Annotated in this window: 15 protein-coding genes; 13 read left to right on the top strand and 2 right to left on the bottom strand. The window is 68.5% G+C overall.

Annotated features, from left to right (window positions below; translation table 11 throughout):
* Nucleotides 1–64: 64 nt before the first annotated feature.
* The 5 genes from QZ951_RS14615 to QZ951_RS14595 all read left to right on the top strand — a co-directional run bounded on the left by QZ951_RS14615 (nt 65) and on the right by QZ951_RS14595 (nt 6,192).
* Nucleotides 65–460: a response regulator transcription factor gene (locus QZ951_RS14615; protein WP_293001795.1), complete on the top strand. Its 396-nt coding sequence runs from the start codon at nt 65–67 to the stop codon at nt 458–460.
* Nucleotides 453–2,012 (top strand): sigma-54 dependent transcriptional regulator, encoded by a 1,560-nt coding sequence (locus QZ951_RS14610; RefSeq protein WP_293001793.1) that lies wholly within the window; start codon nt 453–455, stop codon nt 2,010–2,012. The genes QZ951_RS14615 and QZ951_RS14610 overlap by 8 nt, the downstream gene beginning before the upstream one ends.
* 176 nt (nt 2,013–2,188) lie before the next feature.
* Nucleotides 2,189–3,118, top strand: coding sequence for a hypothetical protein (locus QZ951_RS14605; protein WP_293001791.1), 930 nt, complete (start codon nt 2,189–2,191; stop codon nt 3,116–3,118).
* Between the two features lie 180 nt (nt 3,119–3,298).
* Nucleotides 3,299–3,946, top strand: coding sequence for a hemerythrin domain-containing protein (locus QZ951_RS14600; protein WP_293001789.1), 648 nt, complete (start codon nt 3,299–3,301; stop codon nt 3,944–3,946).
* 125 nt (nt 3,947–4,071) lie between these two features.
* Nucleotides 4,072–6,192, top strand: coding sequence for a catalase (locus tag QZ951_RS14595; protein ID WP_366943942.1), 2,121 nt, complete (start codon nt 4,072–4,074; stop codon nt 6,190–6,192).
* Here the strand turns inward: QZ951_RS14595 and QZ951_RS14590 are convergent, their stop codons facing one another.
* The gene (locus QZ951_RS14590; RefSeq protein ID WP_293001785.1) at nt 6,193–7,197 is read right to left on the bottom strand and encodes a GGDEF domain-containing protein; all 1,005 of its coding nucleotides are present in this window, start codon (nt 7,195–7,197) and stop codon (nt 6,193–6,195) included. It abuts the gene before it with no gap.
* A gap of 263 nt (nt 7,198–7,460) precedes the next feature.
* Here QZ951_RS14590 and fliE point away from each other — a divergent pair, with 263 nt between their 5' ends.
* From fliE to QZ951_RS14550, 8 genes are all read left to right on the top strand, one after another.
* On the top strand, nt 7,461–7,796 hold the full coding sequence (fliE, locus tag QZ951_RS14585; RefSeq protein ID WP_293001782.1) for a flagellar hook-basal body complex protein FliE: 336 nt from the start codon (nt 7,461–7,463) through the stop codon (nt 7,794–7,796).
* A gap of 13 nt (nt 7,797–7,809) precedes the next feature.
* Complete coding sequence (fliF, locus tag QZ951_RS14580) at nt 7,810–9,543, top strand: flagellar basal-body MS-ring/collar protein FliF (RefSeq protein ID WP_293001780.1); 1,734 nt, start codon at nt 7,810–7,812, stop codon at nt 9,541–9,543.
* 20 nt (nt 9,544–9,563) lie between these two features.
* Entirely contained in the window at nt 9,564–10,550 is a 987-nt protein-coding gene (gene fliG / locus QZ951_RS14575) for a flagellar motor switch protein FliG (RefSeq protein WP_366943941.1), read from the top strand.
* A 30-nt stretch (nt 10,551–10,580) separates the two neighbouring features.
* Entirely contained in the window at nt 10,581–11,225 is a 645-nt protein-coding gene (locus QZ951_RS14570) for a FliH/SctL family protein (RefSeq protein WP_293001776.1), read from the top strand.
* Nucleotides 11,222–12,574, top strand: a complete 1,353-nt coding sequence (gene fliI / locus QZ951_RS14565) for a flagellar protein export ATPase FliI (protein WP_293001774.1) — start codon at nt 11,222–11,224, stop codon at nt 12,572–12,574. The genes QZ951_RS14570 and fliI overlap by 4 nt, the downstream gene beginning before the upstream one ends.
* 3 nt (nt 12,575–12,577) lie before the next feature.
* A complete protein-coding gene (fliJ, locus tag QZ951_RS14560; RefSeq protein ID WP_293001772.1) occupies nt 12,578–13,018 on the top strand; it encodes a flagellar export protein FliJ in 441 nt (146 codons plus the stop codon).
* Nucleotides 13,015–14,349, top strand: coding sequence for a flagellar hook-length control protein FliK (locus QZ951_RS14555; RefSeq protein ID WP_293001770.1), 1,335 nt, complete (start codon nt 13,015–13,017; stop codon nt 14,347–14,349). Before fliJ ends, QZ951_RS14555 begins: the two co-directional genes overlap by 4 nt.
* Before the next feature lie 103 nt (nt 14,350–14,452).
* Nucleotides 14,453–16,486 (top strand): NADPH-dependent 2,4-dienoyl-CoA reductase, encoded by a 2,034-nt coding sequence (locus QZ951_RS14550; protein WP_293001768.1) that lies wholly within the window; start codon nt 14,453–14,455, stop codon nt 16,484–16,486.
* On the opposite strand, the gene QZ951_RS14545 is transcribed toward QZ951_RS14550, so the two are convergent.
* Entirely contained in the window at nt 16,456–17,655 is a 1,200-nt protein-coding gene (locus tag QZ951_RS14545; RefSeq protein ID WP_293001765.1) for a GNAT family N-acetyltransferase, read from the bottom strand. The genes QZ951_RS14550 and QZ951_RS14545 overlap by 31 nt on opposite strands.
* Between the last annotated feature and the right edge of the window lie 81 nt (nt 17,656–17,736).

Below are 17,736 nucleotides of genomic sequence, written 5' to 3'. Positions count from 1 at the left end.
GGCAGGATTTCAACAGAATTCGCTGAAGGTTCAGGGGGACGCGAAAGCGCCCGGGGAGACTGTCATGAACACCATTCGCACCTTGCTGGTCGATGACAACGAAGCGTTTCTGGTGCTGGCGCGCCATCTGCTGGCGTCGGTGCCGGAGATCAGTGTCGTCGGCCTGGGTCACGACGGCTACGACGCCGTCCGCCTGGCCGAGGAACTGCGCCCTGACCTGATCCTGATGGACCTGTCGATGCCCGGCATGGGCGGTCTGCAGGCCACCCGCCTGATCAAGGCCCAGGACGCGCCGCCGCGCATCCTGATCGCCAGCCATTACGACGACGCCGAGCACCGCGAGCACACCGCGCAGGCTGGTGCCGACGGTTTCATTTCCAAGCACGACTACGAACACCGGATCGCCGAGTACGTGCGCTCCAACATGACCAGCACGGTGACCGGAGACGCCCATGGCTGAGTCCCGCGTGCTGGTGATCGACGGCGACGAGCAAAGCTCGGCGACCCTCGCATCGATCCTGCAATTCATCGATTTCGCACCGATCTGCATCGGCAGCGCCGCCGAACTGAAGCTGGCCGACCGCAAGCCGCAGGAGTGGCTCGCCGTGGTGGTCGGCCACGAAGCCGATCCGGCTGCGCTCGGCCGCTTCATCGACTGGCTCAAGCGCGATCGGCATCACCCGCCGCTGCTGGTGGCGCCATCGAAGCAGGAAGCGATCTGCGACCAGTACGGGCTGGATCGCAGCGCCTGCTTCGCGCTGGAGCAGCCGGTGCGCTACGCCCAGCTCAACGATCTGCTGCGCCGCGCCGGTCTGGTCCGGATGGATCAGGAAGCCGCCGCCACGCGCCTGATCGGCCCGACCGGCAACTCGGCGCCGATCCGCAAGGTGCGGCGGATGATCGAGCAGGTCGCCGCTCACGAGACCACGGTGCTGGTGACCGGCGAGTCCGGCACCGGCAAGGAAGTGGTGGCCCGCGCGGTGCACGAACAGTCCGCCCGGCGTGACAAGCCGTTCGTCGCGGTCAATTGCGGCGCCATTCCGAGCGAACTGCTCGGATCGGAGCTGTTCGGTCACGAGAAGGGTGCGTTCACCGGCGCGATCACTTCGCGCAAGGGCCGCTTCGAAATGGCCGACGGCGGCACGCTGTTCCTCGACGAAATCGGCGACATGACCTTGCCGATGCAGGTCAAGATCCTGCGCGTGCTGCAGGAACGCACCTATGAGCGCGTTGGCTCCAGTCGCAGCATGCGCTGCGAAGTGCGGATCATCGCCGCGACTCATCGCAACCTCGAGGACAACATCGTCAAGGGCACGTTCCGCGAAGATCTGTTCTATCGCCTGAACGTGTTCCCGATCGAAATGCCGGCGCTGCGCGAGCGTCTGGAAGACCTGCCGCTGCTGATCGACGATCTGATCGAAGCGATGAAGCGCAACGGCCATGGCTCGGTGCGGCTGTCGGCCGATGCCGTGCATGCGCTGCGGGCCTATCACTGGCCGGGCAATGTCCGCGAACTGTCGAACCTGATCGAGCGTTTGGCGGTGCTGCATCCGCATGCGCTGGTCGGCGTCGCCGAACTTCCGGCGCGCTATCGCCAGAACGTGGCGCTGCCGGTGGCGCCAGCGCCGGTGCCGGTCTCGGTGCCGGCCGTGCTCGAGGAAGCGGAACCGGTTGCGGTCAATGCCCGCGGTGCCGGTCTGGCCGCGCCGTTCGGCACGTCGCTCGGCGGCACCGGCTTTACCGCGGTCAGCAATCTGCCGCCGCTGGCATCGGCCTCGTCGACGTACTTTCCGTCGTCGCCGACGCAGCTGCCGCCGGATGGCGTGAATCTCAAGGACCACATCGAAACCATCGAGCTGGCGCTGATCCGGCAGGCGTTGCAGCAGTCGTCCGGCGTCGTCGCCCACGCCGCGAAGCTGCTGAACACGCGGCGCACGACGCTCGTCGAAAAGCTGCGCAAGTACGGTCTGCAGCGCGACGACGGCAGCGATCCGGAATCGGCCCAGCTCTGATTCCGGGCACCCGTCGGGCCCGGTCGCTGGCTTGCGGCACGGGTCCGCGGCGTTTGGCTGATCCGCCCGTCTAAGCGCGACAGCGTACCGAGCCCTGCCGCGGCAGCGGCCACGCTCCGGCTTCAGGAAGTCTGCCTCTGCGGTCACTCGACCGCTCGCAGCTTCATGGAGCGCCGATGAATACTGCCGTCCGTCCCGATGTCGCGTACCTCCCTTCCGACCTGCCCTCGGGCAGCGGTCCCCGTCCGGTCAGCGCCGTGTCGTGGAGCGCGATCGCGGCGGGTGCCGCCGGCGCGGCGGCGCTGTCGCTGGTCCTGCTGGTGCTCGGCACCGGGCTCGGTCTGGCGTCGGTCTCACCGTGGTCGAACGCCGGTGTCGGCGCCTCGGCGTTCGGCCTCGGCACCATCCTGTGGATGCTCGCGATGCAGATCGCGGCGTCCGGTGTCGGCGGCTTCATGGCCGGCCGACTGCGCAGCCGCTGGCCGGATGCCCACGCCGACGAGGTCTACTTCCGCGACACCGCGCACGGCTTCCTGGCGTGGGCGCTGGCGTCGCTGGCGATGGCCAGCCTGCTGGCCTCGGTCGTCAGCTCGCTGATCGGTGGCGGCGTCGCCGCCGGATCGGCCGCGGCCGGTGCCGTGGTGTCGGCCGGCGGACGCGGCCTCATCGCCGCGGGTGATGCCGCCGCCGCCAACGCCGATGATCTGGCCAGTGCCCTGTTCCGCAGCACCGACCGCGCGCCGGCCGCCGCCGCACCGGCCGGCACCGCGGCACCGGCCCTGTCCTCGGTGCCGCCGGAAGTCGCGGCGATGGTCACCCGCGCGCTGCGCAGCGGCGAATGGCCGGCTGCCGATCGCGCCGAGGTCGTGGCCGTCATCGCCCGTCAGACCGGGCTGACGCCGGAGCAGGCCGACCAGCGCCTGACCGAGGTCGTGGATCGCGCCAAGGCGGCCTTGCAGGTCGCCGAGACCCGCACCCGGGCCGCGGCGGACACCGCGCGAAAGGCCACGGCCACGGCGTCTCTGTGGCTGTTCGTCTCGCTGATGCTCGGCGCGTTCGTATCGAGCGTCGCCGCGATCTACGGCGGACGCCTGCGCGACCGCTGAACTGCCCGTCGTTCCCGCTGCCGCCCACCGGAGCCCGTCATGCGTTCGATCCTGCTGCTGCTGCTCGGAATTCCGATTCCGATCGTCATCCTGATTGCCCTGCTGGTGCGCTGAGCCGCACGCGCCACGGCGCGCCGGCCTGCTTGTCAGTCCCTGCCGTAACCCGTGCGAGAACCCCTCATGAACCCGAACCACTCCAGCACCGCCACGTCGAAAGCCGCCGCTGCCAGCCCGACCGACCGGAAGGCGGGCGGCGCCTCCCACCGGCCTGCGGACAGCAGCCCGGAAAAAGCCTCTGGCAAGCCTTCTGACAAGGCGGCCATCAAGCGCGTCGACAAGCGCACCGACCGGGCATCACCCGGCAAGTCGGCATCGGAATCGGCCCCGCCGGTTGAAGCCACGGCACTGCTGCGGGCCGATCACGAACAGGTCGACGCGATGTTCGTCGCGTTCGAAGCGGCGCGCAGCCCGGCCAAGAAGCAGCAACTGGTCGCCAGCATTTGCGAAGCGCTGACCGTCCACGCGCAGGTGGAGGAAGAAATCTTCTACCCGGCATTCAAGGCGGCACTGAAGGACCACGCGCTGGTGCCCGAAGCGATCGTCGAGCACGCATCGCTGAAGGCGCTGATCGCCGAACTCGAAGGCATCGCGCCGGACGGCGAGATGTACGACGCCCGGGTCAAGGTGCTGTCCGAGTACGTCAAGCATCACGTCAAGGAAGAGCAGGACGAGATCTTCCCGAAGGCGCGCGCCAGCAAGCTCGACCTGCTGCAGCTCGGCAACGCCATCGCCGCCCGCAAGGCGGAACTGGCGACGGCCGACCGGTGACCATTCTCGGCAACGACCCGCGCAATCAGCCGCCCGGCTCGGCCCCCGATCCGGATTCGGATTCAGGGACGGACGCCGGCGTGGACGATGCCGTGGACGGCAGCGGCGACGGCAAGCGCGAGCAGCTGGCGGCCATCACCCGCCGCGGCGACGGCGAGCGGCTGACGACGAACCAAGGCCTCGGCATCGTCGATGACCAGAACACGCTGAAGGTCGGCGACCGCGGCCCGGCGCTGCTCGAAGACTTCCTGCTGCGCGAGAAGATCACGCACTTCGATCACGAGCGGATTCCGGAACGGGTGGTGCACGCCCGTGGCGCCGCTGCCCACGGTTATTTTCAGGTGTACGCCGACCAGTCCGCGCTGACCAAGGCGGCATTCCTCCAGGACCCCGCGGTGCGCACGCCGGTGTTCGTGCGGTTCTCCACCGTGGCTGGCTCGCGCGGCTCGTCCGATCTGGCGCGTGACGTGCGCGGCTTCGCGGTGAAGTTCTACACCACGGAAGGCAACTACGATCTCGTCGGCAACAACATGCCGGTGTTCTTCATTCAGGACGCGATCAAGTTTCCGGACCTGGTCCACGCCGTGAAACCCGAGCCGCACAACGAGATTCCGCAGGCCGCATCGGCCCACGACACCTTCTGGGATTTCATCTCGCTGATGCCGGAAGCGATGCACATGGTGCTGTGGGTGATGTCGGACCGCGGCATCCCGCGCAGCCTGCGGATGATGGAAGGCTTCGGCGTGCACAGCTTTCGCTTCGTCACCGCCGATGGCACGTCGAGCTTCGTCAAGTTCCACTGGAAGCCGCTGCTTGGCGTGCATTCGCTGATCTGGCCGGAAGCGCTTCAGGTGTCCGGACATGATCCGGACTTCCACCGCCGCGACCTGTGGGAAGCGATCGACGGCGGCGCGTTTCCGGAGTGGGAACTCGGCGTGCAGGTCGTGCCGGAGGCCGATGAACACCGCTTCGCGTTCGACCTGCTCGATGCCACCAAGCTGATTCCGGAAGAGCTGGTGCCGGTGCAGCGCATCGGCAAGATGACCCTGAATCGCAACGTCGACAACTACTTCGCCGAAACCGAGCAGGTGGCGTTCCACGCGGGCCACGTCGTACCCGGCATCGATTTCAGCGACGACCCACTGCTGGCCGGCCGCCTGTTCTCGTACACCGACACCCAGCTGTTGCGGCTGGGCGGGCCGAACTTCCACCAGATTCCGATCAACCGGCCGCTCGCCTCCGCGCACAACCACCAGCGCGATGGCCTGCATCGTCAGACGATCGATGCCGGTCGCGTGGCCTACTCGCCGAACACGCTCGGCGGCGGCTGCCCGATGCAGGTCCCGTCAGCGGCGGGCGGATTCTCGACGCATGCGGCAACGGTGACCGGCGACAAGCGCCGTCGGCGCGGCCCGAAGTTCTTCGACCACTACAGTCAGGCGGCGATGTTCCTGAACAGCCTCGCGGACTGGGAACAGGCGCATCTCGTGGCCGCGCTGCAGTTCGAGCTCGGCAAGGTCGTCACCGCAGCCGTGGTCGAACGGATGCTGGGCCAGCTGCAGCAGGTGCAGCCGGCGCTGGCGCAGCGGGTGTCGATCGGCCTCGGCATTCCGGTGCCGGCGAGCATCGAGCTGCCGCTGAATCGCAGCGTTCCCGAAGACGCCGATCCGGCCGCGTTCGCGTCGGTGCCGGTGGATTCGTCGCTGCTGCCGTCCCCGGCGCTGAGCATGGCGCGGCGTCAGCCGGGCGGCATCGCCACGCGCTGCATCGCGATCCTCGCGGCGAACGGGGTCGATGCCGGCAGCGTGCACGCGATGCAGGACGCGCTGCTGGCGGCAGGCGCCCGCAGCAAGATCGTCGCGCCGCATGGTGGCGCGCTGCATTGCGCCGACGGCAGTTCGATGCGGATCGACCACAGTCTGCTGACCACGCGCTCGGTGATGTTCGATGCCGTGTTCGTGGCCGGTGGCGCCGACAGTGTCGCGGAACTCGCGCGCCACTCGGGTGCCCGTCATTTCGTGCACGAGGCGTACTGGCACTTCAAGACCATCGCGGCGGTGGCCGAAGGCTGTTCGCTGGTCGATGCCGCCGATGTCGGCGAGACGCTGCCGGACGGCAGCGGCGCCGATCCCGGCATGCTGCTGCTGCGCGAGGGCGCCGTGGCTCCGATGATCGACGGCTTCATCGGCGCGATCGGTCGCCATCGTCACTGGGAGCGCGAGCGGGCCGCGCTGCGGCGTGGCTGATCAGCGCTTGCCGCGCTTCTGCTCGTACATGCGGGCATCGGCGGTGGCGAGCAGCGCGTCCAGCGATTCGCGGCCGCTGGCCGGGCAATCGAGCAGGCCGATGCTGAACCCGAGCTGCGCTTCGAGGATCGGATTGCTCGAGAGGTCGGCCACGGCCTGATCGAGCCGGCGGCGGATGGCGTCGGCATCGCCGTCGGTGTCCGGCGCGAAGATCGCGAATTCGTCGCCGCCGATCCGCGCGACGATGTCGGTGGCGCGGAACACCTTGCGCAGGATCATCGCGGCCAGCGCGATGATGGCGTCGCCAGCGGCATGGCCGAGGCGATCGTTGACGCCCTTCAGGCCATCGAGATCGACCAGAGCCAGCGTGCAGGCCGAGCCACGGCGCCGCGCGCGCGACAGTTCCGGTGCGGCGAGCGTGTCGAAGCCGCGACGGTTCAGCAGGCCGGTCAAGCTGTCGGTGATCGACTGCCGGCGGATTTCCTCGTAATGCCGCGCGCGGGCAGTGTCGTCCTGCGCGATGCCGCCGACAAACCGTTCGCCGCGCGCGTTGTGGAAAGGGAAGCGCGTGACCAGCCAGCTGCGGGTATCGCCATCGATGCCGTCCTCGACCACCATCATCCGCGTCGGCTCATGGCCGCCGAGCACGTCGAGATCGTGCGCGCGCTCACGCGCCGCGACATCGGCCGGCAGCAGTTCGAAGTCGCTCTTGCCGATGGCTGCGGCCTCGTCCAGCCCGAGCTGCTCGAACCACTGGCGATTGGCATAGACCAGCCGGCCGCGCTCGTCCTTGAGCCAGGCCCGGAGGTTGCTGCGATCCATGTAGGCCCGCAGCAGCAGGCTGTCGCGTCGGGCCGTGTCGGCATCGTCCAGCTGCGTCTGCGCCGTCGCCAGGTCTGCACGCAGGCTGGTGTTCTCGAGGCGCAGCGCGGTCACGCGTGCAGCCAGCGCGTCGCGCTCGCGCTGCAACTGCTCGAAGCTCGGGCGGTCTTCGGAAATCATCATCGGAGGCAGTCGTGGGTTTGGTGCCAAGCATGGGCGCGGTCGCCTGCCGCAGCGGCCGACGCCGGTGACAAAAATGACCCAATGACGACCGACGGTAGCGTTGCCCGGAAGCCCGGTCGATGGCCGCGCCACGTGCCGGAATTCCGTCGCGATTCCGACGCCGAAAACCCCGTCAGTGCTGCGTTTCACGAGCATTTCGAACGGTGCCGGTCGGGAACAGGACTTGCTCGAAGCCCGTCGACCGCCGTTCCCGGATTCCGTGCATGAATGCCATCGACGTCAACAGTGTGCTGTCGCAGATCAGGGCGATGCAGGCCCAGGCCGGCAATCGTCCGGCCCCGGTCGCGCCGGCGGAGACCAGTGCCGCCGCCAGCACCGGCGGCTTCGGCTCGCTGCTGAAGTCATCGATCGATTCCGTCGCGAAAAGCCAGAACACGGCCGCCGACCTGCAGAAGAAGTTCGAGCTGGGCGACCCGTCCACCGATCTCGCGAGCGTGATGCTGGCGACGTCGAAATCGCAGGTGTCGTTCAAGGCCATGGTCGAGGTACGCAACCGCATGGTCGCGGCGTACCAGGACATCATGAACATGCCGCTGTAACGGAAGCCCATCCATGTCCGAAGTCGCGGTGCCGATCACGCTGAGCAACACCCGCTCCCTGTTCGAGATTCCGATCGTTCGCCAGTTGATGGCGATCGGCGGCGTGGCGCTGGCCATCGCCATCGGCATCACGCTGTTCTTCTGGGCACAGAAGCCGAACCTGACCCCGCTGTACCCGAACCTGAGCGAGAAGGACTCCGCCGAGATCGCTGATGCGCTGCGCGCGTCCGGCATCGAGTACAAGCTCGATGGCGCCACCGGCGCAGTGTCCGTCGCCGGCGACAAGGTCTACGAGGCACGCATGCGGCTGGCCTCGCAGGGGTTGCCGAAGGGCTCGTCGGTCGGCATGGAAATGATCCGAGGCGAGCAGGGCTTCGGCACCAGCCAGTTCATCGAGACCGCGCGCTACCAACTGGCGCTGGAAACCGAGCTGTCGCGCACCGTCGGCAGCCTGCTGGCGGTCAAGGGTGCGCGGGTGCATCTGGCGCTGCCGAAGGCGTCCGCGTTCGCGCGCAACCGCGAGCAGGCCAGTGCCTCGGTGCTGCTGGAACTGCATCCGGGCCGTCAGCTGGAAGCGGGGCAGGTGGCGTCGATCGTGCACATCGTCGCGTCGAGCGTGCCGAATCTGCTGCCGTCCGCAGTGACCGTGATCGATCAGTACGGACACCTGCTGACGCGCGACGGTGCCGACAGCGATGCCGATGCCTCGGCCGAGCAGTTCGCGTACACGCGGCGCGTCGAGGATGACTACGTGCGCCGCATCGAGCAGTTGCTGACGCCGATGATGGGGGCCGGCCGGGTCAGCGCGCAGGTCACGGCCGATCTCGATTTCAGCGTCACCGAAGAAGCGCGCGAAGCCTACAACCCGAATCCGCAGGCGATCCGCAGCGAGCAGACCAGCGAGGAAGCGTCGCGCACCGGCACCAATGGCGCGCAGGGCATTCCGGGGGCCACCTCCAACCAGCCGCCGAACGCTGCACAGGCCGTGCCGCTGAACAGCGTCAACGGCGCGCCGCCTGCCAATGGTGCCGCCGCCACGCCGGACCCGAATGCGCCGCCGACCAACGAAAGCCGCTCGGCCACGCGCAACTTCGAGCTCGACAAGACCGTCAGCCACACCCGCAAGTCGCCCGGCAAGATCCAGCGCCTGTCGATCGCGGTGCTGGTCGACAACCTGCCGAAGCCGGACCCGAAGCCGGAAGCGAAGGGCGCGCTGGTGCCGACGCCGCTGACCGAGGCCGAACTGGCCAAGGTGCAGTCGCTGGTGCGCGAAGCGGTCGGCTTCGATGAAAAGCGCGGCGACACGGTGACCGTGCAGAACGCGCCGTTCCTGCAGAACGAAGCGCTGCAGCCGCTGCCGGCACTGCCGATCTGGCAGCAGCCCGAGATGCGCGATTACGCCCGGCAAGGCCTCGGCGCGCTCGTCGTGCTGCTGATCGGCCTGCTCGTGGTGCGGCCGATGCTGAAGAGCCTGATGGGCCCGCCGCCGCCGCGCACGGTGGAAGCGGTGCTCGAATCGATTGCCGAGCGCAAGGCCGCGGCCGCGGCGGCCGGTGATGGCGAGATCAGCGGCGAAGTCGTCGACGATCGCCTGAGCCTGGGCTCGACGGCAGCGGCTGCCGTGCCGGCCGTGCCGGAAGTGCCGAAGGTCTACGAACAGAAGCTGGTGCTGGCGCGGCAGGCGGTGGAGCAGGACCCGAAGCGCGCGGCCCAGTTGGTCAAGAACTGGATCGGGAGTGAAGGATGAGCAGCCTCGCCAAGAGTGAAATTCCAGGCCCGGAACGTGCCGCGATCCTGCTGATGTCGCTCGGCGAGGCCGAAGCCGCCGAAGTGCTGAAGCACATGGGCGCGAAGGACGTGCAGAAGGTCGGACAGGCGATGGCGACCCTGACCAACGTCTCGCGCGAGCGCGCGACCGAAGTGCTCGAAGCCTTCGTCACCGAGCTCGACAGCCAGACCAGCCTCGGCGTCGGCGCCGATGACTACGTCCGCCGCGTACTCGTCGGCGCCCTCGGCGAGGACAAGGCCTCGGGCCTGATCGATCGCATCCTGCTCGGCCGCAATTCCAAGGGTCTGGAAGCGCTGAAGTGGATGGAAACGCGCGCGGTGGCCGATCTGGTGCGCAACGAGCATCCGCAGATCGTCGCCATCGTGCTGGCCTATCTCGATCCGGATCAGGCGGCGGAGGTCGTGCTGCAGCTGCCGGATCGCATGCGCAGCGATGTGCTGATGCGCATCGCCAAGCTCGATGGCATCCAGCCGGCCGCGCTGAAGGAACTGGACGAGATCATGGAGCGCCAGTTCTCCGGCGGCTCGAACCTGAAGGCGTCGAGTGTCGGCGGCGTCAAGGTTGCCGCGAGCATCCTGAACCTGATGGATTCGTCGAGCGAAAGCGCGATCACCACGCGCATCACCGAACTCGATGGCGATCTCGGCCAGCGCATCCAGGACCTGATGTTCGTCTTCGACAATCTCGCCGATGTCGACGATCGCGGCATCCAGACCTTGCTGCGCGATGTCCAGACCGAGCAGCTGGGCCTGGCGCTGAAGGGGGCCGATCCGAAGATCCGCGACAAGTTCCTGAAGAACATGTCGAAGCGCGCGGCCGAAATGCTGGTCGAGGACATGGAAGCGAAGGGCCCGGTGCGGCTGGCCGATGTCGAAGCCGCGCAGAAGGAAATCCTCACCGTCGCCCGTCGTCTGGGCGATGCCGGCGAGATCATGCTCGGCGGCAAGGGAGAGTCCTTTGTCTAACGGCGATCACCGCAACGCGGGCGCGCTGCGATGAGCGAATCGCCAAGCTACTGGCGGGCCGAATCGCTCGGCACGGTCGAGCGCTGGGACATTCCAGTCATCCGCGACGAACTGGACCTGCCGCCGCCCCCGCCGCCGCATACCGCGGATCATCTCGACGAACTCGAACGCGCCGCCTACGAAGACGGCTACGCCCGCGGCCACAGCGAGGGCTACGCCGCCGGTGATGCCCAGGGCTATGCCGATGGTGCCGCTCGTGTGCGCGAACAGACCGCGCACCTGAAGGCGCTGCTCGATCATCTGGCCAAGCCGATGCGCGATCTCGACGGCGAGGTCGAGCGCACGCTGATCGCGCTGGCGCTGGAAGTCGGCCGGCGTCTGGCGCAGGCCACGCTGATCCAGGAGCCGGAAGCGATCGCTGGTGTCGTGCGCGAAGCGCTCGGCGCACTCGGCGCGCCGGCCCGCGATGCCCGCATTCACCTGCACCCGAAGGATGTCGAACTGGTCGGCGAGACCCTGACCTTGCCGGCCGATTTCAGCGGCTGGCGGCTGGTGCCGGATCGCGACCTGATGCGCGGCGATGTCCGCATCGTCACCGACTCGGCGCAGGTCGATGCCCGGCTTGATACCCGCGAAGCGTCCGTGGCCCAGGCCTTGCTCGGCGAGCCGTCATGAACCCGCATGCCGCCCGCCGTGATGCCCGCTTGACCAAGGCCCTGAACATCGCGGCGGATCGCGTCAGCCAGTCGCGCAGCGTCATCGTCGAAGGCGTGTTGAAGCGCGTCGTCGGGCTGACGCTCGAAGCGGTTGGCTGCCAGAGCCAGATCGGCAGCCGCTGCCGCGTGGTCAACGCCGATGGCGGCATGCTCGAAGCGGAAGTCGTCGGCTTCTCCGGCGATCGCACCTTCCTGATGCCGACCGGCGAGATGCACGGCCTGAAGCCGAACGCCCGCGTCATTCCGATGGCGCGGATGCCGCGCGTGCCGGTCGGCGAAGGCCTGCTGGGCCGCGTGCTCGATGGCGAAGGCGAACCGCTCGATGGCCTCGGCCGGCTCGACTGCGAGCGCCGCCCGGCGTCCACCGCGCCGATCAATCCGCTGGCCCGCGCGCCGATCAAGGAGCCGCTCGATGTCGGCGTGCGCGCGATCAACTCGCTGCTGACGATCGGCCGCGGCCAGCGTCTGGGCCTGTTCGCGGGCACCGGCGTCGGCAAGTCGACCTTGCTCGGCATGATGACCCGCTACACGCAGGCCGACATCATCGTCGTCGGGCTGATCGGCGAACGCGGCCGCGAAGTCCGCGATTTCATCGACAACGCACTCGGGCCGGAGGCGCTGAAGCGCGCCGTGGTTGTCGCGACACCGTCGGACCGCTCGCCGCTGGCCCGCGTCCGCGGCGCCTGGCTCGCCACCGGGATCGCCGAAGCGTTCCGCGATCAGGGCAGGAATGTGTTGTTACTGATGGATTCGCTGAGCCGCTTCGCGCAGGCATCGCGCGAGATCGGGCTGGCAGTCGGTGAACCGCCGGCGACACGCGGCTATCCGCCGAGCGTCTTCGCGCAGTTGCCGCGGCTGGTCGAACGGGCCGGCAACGGCCTGCCCGGCGGCGGTTCGATCACCGCGTTCTACACCGTGCTCGCCGAAGGCGACGACCAGAACGATCCGATCGCCGATGCCGCCCGCGGCATCCTCGATGGCCACATCGTGCTGAGCCGTGCGATTGCCGATTCCGGCATCTATCCGGCGATCGACATCGAAGCCTCGATCTCGCGAGTCGCGCATGAAGTCACGCCGCTCGAGCACCAGAAGCGCGTGCGCCTGTTCAAGCAGATGTTTTCGGCCTACCAGCGCAATCGCGACCTGATCAACATCGGCGCGTACAAGGCCGGTTCCGATCCGCGCATCGACACGGCGATGGCGCTGTGGCCGCGGATCGAGGCCTTCCTGCGACAGGACGTGCACGAGCCATCGGATTTCGCCGCCAGTCGTTCCTCGCTCAACGCCCTCTTTCCGGAAGTGAAATAAGCCATGGCCCTGTCTAGAGTCCGACTCGAACTGCTGCTGCGCGTGGCCGAACGTCATGAGGACGAGGCGCAGCGGGCGGTCGCCCGCGCGCAGGCCAAGCTCGCCGAGCAGCAGATGATGCTCAGCGAGCTGCGCCGCTATCTGGACGATTACGAAGGCCAGCGTCCGGCCCGCGTCACGCCGGCGATGCTCGAAAACCAGCGCCAGTTCAACGCGAGGCTTGGCGAGGCGGTGAAGTCTCAGGAAGGGCTGGTCGAAGCCGAGGCCGCGCGCGTCGAGCAGGTGCGGCAGAGCTGGCTCGACAGCCGCCGCCAGCTGCGCATTGCACAGCACATGCACGAACAGGGGTGTCTCGCCGAGCGCGCCGTCGCCGAGCGCAACAGCCAGAAGGAAATGGACGAATTCGCCGCCGTGCGGCACTTCATCGCCGGAAATGCCTCATGACCGATCTCGCCGTCACCGCCACTGCTGCCAGTGCATCGCCCCGAAGCGTCAGCCGTCGATCCGGCCACGGTGGCGACAGCGGTTCGCCGTTTGCGGCATTGCTCCACGCCCGGGATGCGCAGGACACCGCGGCCGCCGACCGCCGTGACCGCGTTCGTGAACCCGAGCCCGCCGGCAAGGCGAAGGCCACGGCGGAAGCCCGCGAGCCCGCATCGAACGAGGACGATCAGGACGACGGCGCGACCGATGCCGTGAAGGCGGGCGACGGTTCGTCGCCCGTGCCGCCGTGGCTGCTGGCCTTGCGCAATCCGACCGCCGAGGCACCGGCACCATCGACGCCAGCCGTCGATCCCGCCGCGACGCCGACGCCATCGACCGATCCTGCCACCACGCTTGACGGCGTTGCCGCACTCGCCGGCTTCGTGCGCGGTGCGGGCGGTACGGGCGGTGCTGCCAGCGGCAAGACCGTCGGCACGCCGCCGACGCCGCCAACGCAGGCGCCGAAGGATTTGCCGGCATCGGCATTGACCTCGGCATTGGCGACGGCAGGCGACGACGGCAGTGCTGATCCCGCGGCTTCGACCCTCCGCGCCGGGTTCGGCACGGAACCGACTGTGGCAGCGCCCGATGCCGTCCTGGGCCCCAGCCAGACCGCTGCCCTGAACGCCGCGCTCGACAAGCTGGCCGCGCAGATCACGCCGGCAACGCTCGCCGATGCCGCGCCGAATGCCGCCACGGACATCCTGCCGGGACCGATATCGACGCCGGCCCCGACCGTCGCGACGACTCCACCCGCAGCCGCCGCGCCGCCGTCGCCACAGGCTGCGGGCGCGGCACTGCTCAACGCGTTCGGCGAGCCGCTGGCGCTGAACCAGTCCGACGCCGGTACTCGGCTTGGCGAGCGCCTGCGCTGGCTGCACGAGGCCGGCGTGCAGGAGGCGCGAATGCAGTTGCATCCGCGCGAACTGGGGTCGGTCGACATCCGCATCCGCATCGAAGGCCAGAACGCCAACGTCTGGTTCGGTGCCGAGCATGCGGGTGCCCGCGCCGCACTTGAGGCGGCGCTGCCGCAGTTGCGCGAGCGCTTGGCCGCAGACGGTCTGGCACTGTCGCAGGCGCAGGTCGGCGGGCGTGATTTCGCATCGAACGCGCACGCCGGTGGTCAGCCCCAAGGGCAAGCGGGTCATGGTTCGGCGGGCGCGGGCAACGGGGCTGCGGCGCGCGAACGGGACGGCCGGGCATCCGGCGGCGATGCCGTGTCGCTCGATCCGGCGACAATCCGCGATGCCGTGACGCGGCGACAGACCGGTCTGGTCGACCGCTACGTCTGACCGCGGTTCAGCCGGTTACCGGCATTACCGGCGCGGCCTCGCGATTTTTTCTACAGTGGCGGCCCGTCCGACCCTGTTGCTGGCCCTGCTGCTGGATATTCCGATGACCGCTGCCTATCCGAACCTCCTCGCTCCGCTCGATCTCGGCTTCACCACGCTGAAGAACCGGGTGTTGATGGGCTCGATGCATACCGGGCTGGAGGATGCGCGCAAGCACACGCCGCGGCTCGCTGCCTACTTCGCCGAGCGCGCGCGCGGCGGCGTCGGCCTGATCGTCACCGGCGGTGTCGCGCCGAACATCGCCGGCTGGGCCAAGCCGCTGGCCGGCACGCTGTCGAGCCACTCGGCTGCGCGCCGTCACAAGGTGGTGACCGATGCCGTGCATGCCGAAGGCGGCAAGATCGCGATGCAGATCCTGCATACCGGCCGCTACGGCTATCACCCGTTCGCGGTGGCACCGAGCCCGATCAAGTCGCCGATCTCGCCGTTCAAGCCGCGCGAGCTGTCGGCACGGGGCGTCGAGAGCCAGATCAAGGCTTTCGTCAACTGTGCGGCGATGGCGCGCGAAGCCGGCTACGACGGCGTCGAAGTCATGGGCTCGGAAGGCTATTTCATCAACCAGTTCCTGAGCCTGCACACCAACAAGCGGCGCGACGAGTGGGGCGGCGACTACAGCAATCGCATGCGCCTGCCGGTGGAGATCGTCAGCCGCGTGCGCGAAGCGGTCGGCCGCGATTTCATCATCGTCTATCGCCTGTCGATGCTCGACCTGATCCCCGACGGCAGCACCTGGGACGAGATCGTGCAGTTGGCCAAAGGCGTCGAAAAGGCCGGTGCCACGATCATCAACACCGGCATCGGCTGGCACGAGGCGCGAGTGCCGACGATCGCCACCTCGGTGCCGCGTGCGGCGTTCGCCTGGGTCACGAAGAAGATGAAGGGCGAGGTCGCGATCCCGCTGGTCACGACCAACCGCATCAACACGCCGGAAGTCGCCGAGCAGCTGCTGGCCGACGGCTATGCCGACATGGTGTCGATGGCGCGGCCGCTGCTGGCCGATCCGGATTTCGTCAACAAGGCCGCGCGCGGTCTGGCGCGCGAGATCAACACCTGCATCGCCTGCAATCAGGCCTGTCTCGATCACGCTTTCCAGAACCGGATCGCGTCCTGTCTCGTGAATCCGCGCGCCTGCCATGAAACCGAGCTGAATTTCGACCGCACCGCGAAGCCGAAGCGCGTCGCCGTGGTCGGGGCCGGCCCCGCGGGGCTGGCCTGCGCCACGGTGCTGGCGCAGCGCGGCCATCACGTTGACCTGTTCGAGGCCTCGGGCGAGATCGGCGGCCAATTCAATCTGGCCAAGCAGATCCCGGGCAAGGAGGAGTTCCACGAGACCCTGCGTTACTTCGGCACGCAGATCGAGCGTCACGGCGTGCAGTTGCATCTGAACACGCGGGTCGATGCCGCGAAGCTGCTGGCGGACAAGTTCGATGAGGTGGTGCTGGCCACCGGAGTCGTACCGCGCGATCCGAAGATCAAGGGGCAGGATTCGCCGAACGTCGTCAGCTACATCGACGTGCTGCGCGGCACCCGGCCGGTCGGCGCGAAAGTGGCCGTGATCGGGGCCGGCGGCATCGGCTTCGACGTCGCCGAGTTCCTCGTCCACGACGGACATTCGGCGACGCTGGACATCGACGCGTGGCGGGCCGAGTGGGGCGTCGGCGATCCGGCCGCGGCGCGTGGCGGCCTGACTCGACCGCAGATTGCGCCGCCGGCGCGCCAGGTCACGTTGCTGCAGCGCAAGACCGGCAAGCCGGGTGCCGGCCTCGGCAAGACCACCGGCTGGATCCATCGCTCGTCGCTGAAGATGAAGCGGGTCGAGATGCTGTCCGGCGTCAACTACGATGGTATCGATGCCCGCGGCCTGCACATCAGCTTCGGCGAGAAGAAGGAGAAGCCGACCCTGATCGAGGCCGACACCATCGTGCTGTGCACCGGTCAGGAAAGCCTGCGCGAACTGGAAGCGCCGCTGAAGGCCGGTGGCGTCACCGTGCATCGCATCGGCGGAGCCGATCTGGCGGCGGAACTCGATGCCAAGCGCGCGATCGATCAGGGCTCGCGGCTCGCGGCCTCGTTGTAGGGGCCGGCGACCCGCTGCAGCACGGCGGGTCCGGTCGGGCGGTCGAGCGGCGTCGGGCTGACCGGCAGGTTCAGGTCGCGCAGCCAGCGATAGACGCCGAAGCGCAGGCGGCTGTGCCAGGTCTCGCTGGCCTGCAGCGCCTGCAGACAGCGGCGACTGTCCGGCCGCCAGCGCAGCTTTGAAGGATCGCTGCCGGTCGACAGGTTGACCCGCCTGACGCCGCGCTCGATCGACCAGCGCAGCGCTTCGGCCACGACCGTCGTCATCACGCTGTACCGGCCCCAGTCCGGCAGGTAGCCGGAGTAGTACAGGAACAGCTCGTTGCCCATCTGGAAGGCGACGCGCGTCGCCACGATCTCGCCACCGATCTCGAGCTGGAACACGCGCAACTGGTCGCGCTGCGCCAGGTGCTGGCAGAAGTCGAGCAGGAAGGCGCGCGCCGCCGGCTCGGCGAACACGTTCGGGTGGGTGACGGTGTCTTCGCGCAGCGCACGCTCAGCGTGCAATTCGAAGAATCGATCAAGCGCTGCCGGCGTCTGGTCCGGCCGTGACGCCACGCGCAGACGGAACTCGTGGCCATCGCGCTTCAGCGAGTTGTAGCACTTGCGCAGCGCTTCCTTGGTGTTGCGGGGCAGGGCAGCCCGGAAGTCGTCCCACTGGCGCGGCATCGGCAGGAAGAAGTCCTCGATCGGCGGCCCCCAGCGCACGGTGCCGGTCTGCTCGATCGCCTCGCGCGCGGCCGGACTGTCGTCGATGCCGGCCCAGTGGATCACGTCCCAGTCGGCCCGGCTGTCGTTGAACGCCTCGCGCAGCGCCGCGATCACGCCCGGCTGATGCTCCGCGCGGCAGACCAGCCCGCGCTGCTCGGTGATGTTGACGTCGGCGCCGAAGAAGCGAAGCTCGCGCACCAGCCGCATCAGGGCACCGGGGCGGCGCGTGATCATCATCGGGGCGATCGCCAGCAGCTCGCGCTGGGCATTGCGCACGGCGTAGACGCGCATCTCGTCGCGGACCAGCGCGTGCGACTTGCCGAGGTGGTGCCACCACAGCAGGTTCCACCACGGCGTGCGGAACGGCATTCGCGGCGTGATGGTGGCTTCCAGCGCGGTCCATTCGGGCACCAGCCGGAACAATTCGGCGTCGTCGACGACGGTTTCGACAGTCAGCATGCTGCTTGGGGGCGCTCCGCGTCCGTGTGTCATGGCCCGATCAGACGCGCCGGCAGCGGCCTGCGGTCTGCGTGATCAACC

Source organism: Nevskia sp., from assembly GCF_021732705.1.
GTDB lineage: Bacteria > Pseudomonadota > Gammaproteobacteria > Nevskiales > Nevskiaceae > Nevskia.
Note: the sequence above shows the minus strand (reverse complement) of the source record. Positions and strands in the feature narration are given on the sequence as shown.

Coding starts and splice junctions, on each gene's coding strand:
- QZ951_RS14600 (WP_293001789.1), top strand. CDS start 3,299: ATGAACCCGAACCACTCCAGCACCGCCACGTCGAAAGCCGCCGCTGCC.
- QZ951_RS14545 (WP_293001765.1), bottom strand. CDS start 17,655: ATGCTGACTGTCGAAACCGTCGTCGACGACGCCGAATTGTTCCGGCTG.
- fliJ (WP_293001772.1), top strand. CDS start 12,578: ATGGCCCTGTCTAGAGTCCGACTCGAACTGCTGCTGCGCGTGGCCGAA.
- QZ951_RS14615 (WP_293001795.1), top strand. CDS start 65: ATGAACACCATTCGCACCTTGCTGGTCGATGACAACGAAGCGTTTCTG.
- QZ951_RS14610 (WP_293001793.1), top strand. CDS start 453: ATGGCTGAGTCCCGCGTGCTGGTGATCGACGGCGACGAGCAAAGCTCG.
- QZ951_RS14550 (WP_293001768.1), top strand. CDS start 14,453: ATGACCGCTGCCTATCCGAACCTCCTCGCTCCGCTCGATCTCGGCTTC.
- QZ951_RS14555 (WP_293001770.1), top strand. CDS start 13,015: ATGACCGATCTCGCCGTCACCGCCACTGCTGCCAGTGCATCGCCCCGA.
- fliF (WP_293001780.1), top strand. CDS start 7,810: ATGTCCGAAGTCGCGGTGCCGATCACGCTGAGCAACACCCGCTCCCTG.
- QZ951_RS14570 (WP_293001776.1), top strand. CDS start 10,581: ATGAGCGAATCGCCAAGCTACTGGCGGGCCGAATCGCTCGGCACGGTC.
- fliI (WP_293001774.1), top strand. CDS start 11,222: ATGAACCCGCATGCCGCCCGCCGTGATGCCCGCTTGACCAAGGCCCTG.
- QZ951_RS14605 (WP_293001791.1), top strand. CDS start 2,189: ATGAATACTGCCGTCCGTCCCGATGTCGCGTACCTCCCTTCCGACCTG.
- QZ951_RS14590 (WP_293001785.1), bottom strand. CDS start 7,197: ATGATGATTTCCGAAGACCGCCCGAGCTTCGAGCAGTTGCAGCGCGAG.
- fliE (WP_293001782.1), top strand. CDS start 7,461: ATGAATGCCATCGACGTCAACAGTGTGCTGTCGCAGATCAGGGCGATG.